The 7,060-nt window shown below is 56.4% G+C and carries 6 protein-coding genes; 5 read left to right on the plus strand and 1 reads right to left on the minus strand.

The window, feature by feature from the left end:
* The first annotated feature begins 173 nt into the window (after positions 1 to 173).
* The gene (locus ACS8YF_RS19190) at positions 174 to 425 is read left to right on the plus strand and encodes a BPSL0761 family protein (protein WP_440851709.1); all 252 of its coding nucleotides are present in this window, start codon (positions 174 to 176) and stop codon (positions 423 to 425) included.
* Positions 426 to 862: 437 nt separating this feature from the next.
* On the opposite strand, the gene ACS8YF_RS19195 is transcribed toward ACS8YF_RS19190, so the two are convergent.
* Positions 863 to 2,284, minus strand: a complete 1,422-nt coding sequence (locus ACS8YF_RS19195; protein WP_440851710.1) for a PLP-dependent aminotransferase family protein — start codon at positions 2,282 to 2,284, stop codon at positions 863 to 865.
* A 118-nt stretch (positions 2,285 to 2,402) separates the two neighbouring features.
* Here ACS8YF_RS19195 and ACS8YF_RS19200 point away from each other — a divergent pair, with 118 nt between their 5' ends.
* Genes ACS8YF_RS19200 through speB form a run of 4 tightly spaced genes read left to right on the plus strand, consistent with a single transcriptional unit; the run spans position 2,403 to position 6,943 of the window.
* Positions 2,403 to 3,602 (plus strand): aromatic ring-hydroxylating oxygenase subunit alpha, encoded by a 1,200-nt coding sequence (locus ACS8YF_RS19200; RefSeq protein ID WP_440851711.1) that lies wholly within the window; start codon positions 2,403 to 2,405, stop codon positions 3,600 to 3,602.
* Entirely contained in the window at positions 3,599 to 4,909 is a 1,311-nt protein-coding gene (locus tag ACS8YF_RS19205) for an MFS transporter (protein WP_440851712.1), read from the plus strand. Before ACS8YF_RS19200 ends, ACS8YF_RS19205 begins: the two co-directional genes overlap by 4 nt.
* Positions 4,910 to 4,937: 28 nt before the next feature.
* Positions 4,938 to 6,020 carry a 1,9-bis(guanidino)-5-aza-nonane synthase gene (locus tag ACS8YF_RS19210; protein ID WP_440851713.1) on the plus strand — a complete coding sequence of 361 codons (1,083 nt, stop codon included), beginning with the start codon at positions 4,938 to 4,940 and terminating at the stop codon, positions 6,018 to 6,020.
* A complete protein-coding gene (gene speB, locus ACS8YF_RS19215) occupies positions 6,017 to 6,943 on the plus strand; it encodes an agmatinase (RefSeq protein WP_440851714.1) in 927 nt (308 codons plus the stop codon). Before ACS8YF_RS19210 ends, speB begins: the two co-directional genes overlap by 4 nt.
* Positions 6,944 to 7,060: the final 117 nt, after the last annotated feature.

Below are 7,060 nucleotides of genomic sequence, written 5' to 3' on the forward strand. Positions count from 1 at the left end.
ACGTGCTCAGCTAGCTTAGGCAGTGACAGGAATCGACGTTTCAACCGTCTCTCGGCCTAGCAAACTGCGACGGAGGGATGACCTATTCGGTGAGACTTGTTGCCTAGCTTCTTCTTCAGGTTCGAAAAAATGTGCAACACGCTTGTCGGTTCATAGTTAGCACGGAGGCAGTCATGACATTACCGTACGAAAGAACACGCGCAGTTATCGAGACCGAAAAATTTTTGAGAAACGTTGAAGTTGATAAAACGCTTCCTGAATATGTTCGCAAAAGCGCAAGCGCTCTATTACGCCATTATCCAAGTGAGTATGAGGTGTGCTTGGCGGGAAAGGCTTTAGAGCAGGAGGTTCCTTGGCTTCAAGTATTCAGTTCGCAGCCTTACTTCGCTTATGAGCAGCACTCAAATCAGAAATTCGATGGCTAAAGTCGGCGTGGTCTTGACGCCCGGAGTGGAGCCAGGTCGACGGAGGAGCATTACTCACGATTCGAGTAGTACGCCGATCTCGAACCTAATCATAAGGACGACGTGTCCGTGCTAGTGGGTGACAGCCCAGGTGGACTTGTCCGGGTGTTTAGAAAGCCGGGCAAGTCTACGTCCGTTCCTTCCTTAGGCTCGAGAAGAACGACTACACCACAACGTAATTTCAGAAGTTACCAACTTAGCTAATGCTGGGGTTGAGCTCGTAGAATCGGCGCCAGTCGACACTGCCGAACTGGGCGCCACGATAATTGTGGTAGCGGTGAGCCTAGTAAGGAATACCAAACCGCCGCCCTATGGATCGGAGTAATTACCCGTTACTACTGTGGCAACAATAGAATTGCCGACCGCGACCGAAAATCTAGCCATGCTTTAGTTGACAGCTATTCTAGCTTTCTCATCTCGCTGGATATCAGCTCGGCGAGAATGTCTATCCCTCGTGTTGCCATTTTGGTGGATTCAAGCGCCGAATTTAGCCGAAGACAATTCTTGAACTCGCCGTCCGGCGAGAACAATTCACCCGGAGCAAACGTAACGTGTCTCTCTAGTGCGCGAGACAGCAACTCAGTCGTGTCGATGTGCTGCGGCAGTTCGACCCAGATTAGAAAGCCGCCATGCGGCCGGCTGATCGAAACGGAAGCAGGCAGCTTTGCCTCTAGCTGCGCGCTAAACTCGCGCCTGCATCTCTTGTAGCCTTGTGCGGCGATATGCATATGCCGGTGAATGTTCGCCGTTGATAGATAATTTGCGAGCGTAAGCTGGGCCGGGGTATTCACCGAAACTGAAGTAAGATACTGCTGATACCGAGCTTCCTCGCGACGTTCGGGTGGCGCCAGCACCCACCCGACACGCAGACCAGCGGAGATCGTTTTGGTGGCCGAACTGCAGTAGTAGACCATGCCTGACTGATCCCAACTCTTGAGCGGCCGCGATCGTCGCCCCGACGCTACAAGTTCCCCATAGACATCGTCCTCGATGATGGGTGTTCTGTATTGCTCTGCCAGCCGCACCAGCTTTCTTTTGTTCTCCTCGGAAAGCGTCACGCCCATCGGATTAGAAATGGTCGGGATTACAGCGATCGCCCTCGGATTCCATCGCTTGAGCGCTTTCTCAAGCAGTTCAAGCGAAATGCCGGTCTGAGGGTTCGTGGGTATAGGCAATGCTTTAAGTCCGCGCTGCTCCAACACTTCTAGCAACCCGTAATAGGTCGGTGATTCGACAGCCACGACGTCACCGGGCTTACACACCAGTCCCAGGGCGAGAGTCACCGACGCCTGGCAGCCATTTGTAATAACCAGATCGTCTGGCGAAACTTCGCAAGACGCCAAGCTAAGCCGCCTCGCAATTTCTGCTCGCAGTTCGAACGCGCCGGGAGGGAACGCCTGCGTCATACACCGCCGGCGAGCCGTATGCCAGATTCGGCTGCTGGCTTTGGCGATCGCACCGCTGGGCATGAATTCAGGATGCGGTGATGCGGCGCCGAAGTTCGTCATATCCGGCTCTGCAGCGGCGTCCAACATCCGTAATATCCGATCGCGGCCTGATACAGGGACAGGCGTTTCCGCCTCGGGCGAAACGCGTGGCAAGGCTGGGCCAGCTCGGTCGGAAAGGACGAAAAAGCCAGACCGGGGCCGGGCCTCGATAACCCCGCGGCGTTCCAGCTCATGGTAAGCCCGAACGCAAGTAGACACGCTCAAATCCTTTTCAACGCTGATGCGGCGGACCGAGGGCAATCTGGTGCCCAGTTGGTATATGCCAGTTTCGATCAGATGGGCGAAGTCATCCGCCAAACTCTCGTACAGCATTGCATCCTCCTCATTGCGACTCAAGACGACTGTACCGCACACACGTCATCAATCTGTACCTATACGGCACAGATGAGAGTTACGAGTATGAATTCTTGGCTTTCCAGCTCTTGCCCAGATGTTCGACGTTCAGCGTGATGGTTCCGAGTCGCTTGGCTCGCCCTTTGACGATTCTGAATTCACCGCCCTGTTTCAGGAGTTAGACCAAGCCGAGCAACCACCGAGTCGTATTTATACAGACGCACGTTGGTTCGAGCGGGAAAGAACGGCGATCTTTCACAACGCCTGGCACTTCTTCTGCCTCGCTACCGATATTGATAAGCCGGGCGATTACAGGGCGAGGACATTCCTCAATTTGCCGCTGCTCGTGGTTCGAGGCGACGACAACAAACTTCGGACGTTCTTCAATACCTGTCGCCACCGCGGTGCCCCACTAACGCAGCAAGCTCACGGGCATGTAAAGAACTTCATCTGCCCGTTCCACCGTTGGGCGTACCGCCGTGATGGCCGTCTGTTCAGGGCGCCTGGTCTTGCCATGGAGGAACAGACGCTTGGTTGCATCGGTTCGAATCTGATCGAACTGCCCTGCGAAGTCAGAGAGAACCTTGTATTCGTACATGTGTCACCGCAACCGAAGCGCGCCCTGGACGAATTTCTAGGCGACTTCATTCAATCCGTAGCACAACCGCATGGTGTTTCGAATATGCGGTCGGTCGCGCACCGACGGTATCGCTTGAACGCGAACTGGAAGCTCTACGCAGAAGTAGACATGGAGACGTTGCATACGCCTCATGTACATAAGAGTTCGATTGGAGAACAGCCGGTAGAGATTACGCACCCGAACGGACACTGGATCGGCGTGTTCAACCGCTCAACTCAGACAGTTGCCCTGGCCCCAGAGGATCGGGACAGTGGTTTTCCGTTTAACCCCGCTGCTCACGGTGTCGGACTCGAAGGTACGCACTTCACGATCGTGTTTCCCGGTTTCTTCATCGTCATGGCTCAGGACTGCATGTGGTGGATTCAAAAAACCGCCATCAGTGCGACGGAAGTCGAAGTCGACGTGAGCTACTGCTTTCCCACTGAAACAATCAAGCGAGCCGATTTCCCCGACATTCTTTCTCGGTACATGAAACGCCTCGACCAGGTCATCAAAGAGGATGACGACATAGTCGAGTATCAACAGAAAGGGCTGAATACCCATGTCTCCGGCCGATACACAAGCCAAGAAGCTGTGGTGCATTCACTGGTTCGGCGCTATGTCGAAATAGCACTGCGTGGCGACTACCCCCAACATAGCGGTACTCACGCGGCATGAAGCTCCGAGCTCAACAAATGCTCGGGTATACGCTGCTATCCGTTGCGTTCTTCATCGGCTTTTTTCACCGCTTCGCACCAGCAACATTCGCCGAGCCCATCGCCCGAACTTTTGATGTAGGCAGCACGGCACTCGGCGGCCTCGCCTCCATGCATTTCTGGGTCTACACCCTGATGCAGATCCCGGCCGGGATGATCGTGGATCGGTATGGGATCCGGGCGCCCGCGAGTGTCGGTACGGCGCTGGTCGGTGTCGGCGCTGCGGTTCTCGCCTTGGCGCCTTCGTTCGCCTTCGCCATGTGCGGACCCGCTTTGGTCGGTTTCGGTATGTCGATCGTTTTCGTCAGCGTGATGAAGAACAACGCGATCTGGTTCACGAGGCAACGCTTCGGCTTCGTTACGGGCTGCACACTGTTAATCGCAGCGATGGGCTCTATCGCGTCTGAAGCGCCCGCCGCGCTCCTGCTCAGAGTCAGCCCTTGGCAGCCCATCTTCCTCATCCTTAGTGCGCTCAGCATCGTTCTGGCGGTTCTCATCGGATTTTTCTGGCGACCACCACCCGCCGATAGCTTCGGGCACCCCGCCGCCGGCGATAAGAAAGATCGAGTCGGAAGTTTCGCTACGATGCGTTCCGTGATCCGCCGGCCCCAGATATGGCTGATCATGCTGGCCATCTCTGGCACGAACGGAACGTTTTACGCTTTCGCGGGATTATGGGGCACTCCACTTCTGAGCCATAGCTTTGGCTTCGAAAGAGGCACGGCCGCTTTGGCGATGACCTTGTCGTTATTGCCCTACGGGTTTGGCTCTCTCTTCGTGGGCCAACTATCCGACAAGCTGCGGACCCGCAGGGCCTTCATCATCGCGGCATCTGGCGTCAGCGCGCTGGCCTGGGTTTGGCTCGTATTTACCCACGGTAGTACGCCGGTTGCGGTCTGGGTCTGTTTCGTACTGCTGGGCCTTTCCAGTTCGCAGGTTGTCGTGTCATTTGCGGCGGTGAAAGAAAGCGTGCCGGCCGAATCAACCGGGACCGCACTGTCCTTGGTGAACATGGGCGTGTTCCTGACGACTGCGGTAGTCCAGTTCGGTTATGGCTGGCTCATCGCCTCGGCGGCAACGGCCCATACCCTGTCTGGGGAGGTTTACCGCGTCGCGCTCTGGCTGCCTGCAGCGATAAGTATCGCTGGATTGCTAGGTGCTTTAAAGGTCGTCGAGACCTTCCCACGCCCGCAACCTCAAAACCAACCCGCAGAAAATGAAATGGCCATACGGGGGCGGCTTGGGCCGCCCTATCGGAATGGCGACTGACTGGAAAACACAACAAGGAGGAGCATCAATGGACGCACAAGCACGGGTGCAGCAAGAGAGCACTGAACCACACCGGGAAGCATTGCTCAGAACGCCTGTCGAGCATTTCGATATCGCTGCCGTTGATACCCGGCCAATCCTCGCGATGTATGAGCAGATGCGTTTCACCGCGGCCGAGCTATCCCGAGCCTACCGCATTCTATCGGCAGGTCTGACAGACGACGATTGTTGCCTGTTTCTCTCGCTGGCCGGCTCGACCTCAGCGGCCGGCTGCATGAATATTTACCGGGACTTGGTCGACGCACACATGGTCGATGCGATCGTAGCAACCGGTGCATCGATCATTGATATGGACCTCTTCGAAGCGCTGGGTTTCCGGCACTTCCATCGACAGGACGATCTCAACGACGATCAGCTCCGCGAACATGAGATCGACCGGATCTACGACACCTATATCGACGAGCGCGACCTGCGGATATGTGACGAAACCATCAAGACGATCGCCGAGGGCCTGGAACCGGGCGCTTACTCGTCACGCGAATTCATCCGTGAAATCGGTCGTTGGTTGGACAACGAAGGCTCTGAGCTCTGCAAGAAAGACAGCCTCATCGCTGCGGCATACCGCAACAACGTTCCGATCTTCTGCCCCGCTTTTACGGATTCGAGCGCCGGTTTTGGCCTGGTTGCTCACCAAACCGAGCGTCCAGACGCACATGTCACGATTGACTCGGTACGGGACTTCCGCGAACTGACGACGGTCAAAACCAGCTTCAAGGAAAGCGCGTTGTTCATGGTTGGTGGCGGAACGCCGAAGAACTTCGTCCAAGACACTGTCGTGTGTGCTGATCTGCTGGGTCATCCCAGCCGGATGCACAAGTACACGGTACAGATCACTGTGGCCGATCCGCGCGATGGTGCGTGTTCCTCGTCCACGCTTTCTGAAGCGTGCTCCTGGGGCAAGGTCGATCGCTCTCTGGAGCAGATGGTTTACAGCGAGGCGAGCCTCAGCGTGCCGCTGCTGGCCTCGGCCCTCTTCCACCAACACGCGAACGATCAACGAAAACCACGTAACGCCGCGGCCTCGCTTTCGAGCGAGCAGAACGCCCCATGACTGGCAATGGAGCCCTTTCGGGGGCTGACCGGTTTCTTGGTTTGGACGAGTCCGAGTTGCCGCGGTGCAACGATGCCGAGGCGTCGCGCCACAAGATATCTGTGCTTTCGTTTCCGCTCGAACGCACGGTGTCTTACGGCGTCGGCTGCGCCGATGGCCCGAGAGCTATTCTCGAAGCCAGCAAGCAAGTCGAGCTGTTCGATCACGAGTATCAGTGGGAGCCATACCGCGCTTTCGCGCTCAATACGCAAGAGATCGATGTGGCCGGGACGATCGCCGACGTTATGAGCCAGGCGGAGTCCGATATCGCTCAGGTGATAAATAGCGGCTGCTTCCCCCTGGTGCTGGGCGGCGAGCATACCGTCTCGGTCGCGGCCGTCAGAGCGATACGGTCCGCTTTCCCGGAAATCGCCATCGTTCACTTCGATGCCCATCTCGATCTGAGAGAGCAATACGAAGGCGAGTCTGTCTGCCACGCCACCGCGTTGCGACGATGCATCGATGGCACCGAGACACCGCTCTACTCGTTCGGTATCCGGAACGAATCGATCGAGGAAAGCCAGTACCGCCGTACCAATCCGAACGTTACGGTGTTTTCGGCCAAAGACAGAAGCGAATGGCGTCTGGATGAATTCAAGCAGGCGCTGGGTGATCGGCCGGTTTACTTGACGATCGATCTCGATTGCTTCGACTCATCGCTTATGCCGGCAACCGGCACGCCCGAGCCAGGCGGGCTTTTCTGGGATGACGTGATTCGAGTCCTGGAGGCGGTCACCGGGCATACCACTGTGGTCGGGGCTGACATCGTCGAGTTGGCGCCGATCTTGGGCATGCACGCCCCCGATTTTCTCGCGTCGAAACTTGCATACAAGTTGATGACCCTTGCCTCGTCCGCTATGGGTTCAACGAGCAGGAGCACATGATGATTGCCAAGCAAGAAATCGTGGACTGGTTCCATGACTGCCTAGTGTCCTGTAACGGAAATTCGTTCACATAGTCGTTCGATTTTGCGCAGGATGGAATCGGCCGAGGCGTACCAG

This window comes from Salinisphaera sp. SWV1 (assembly GCF_052044155.1).
GTDB lineage: Bacteria > Pseudomonadota > Gammaproteobacteria > Nevskiales > Salinisphaeraceae > Salinisphaera.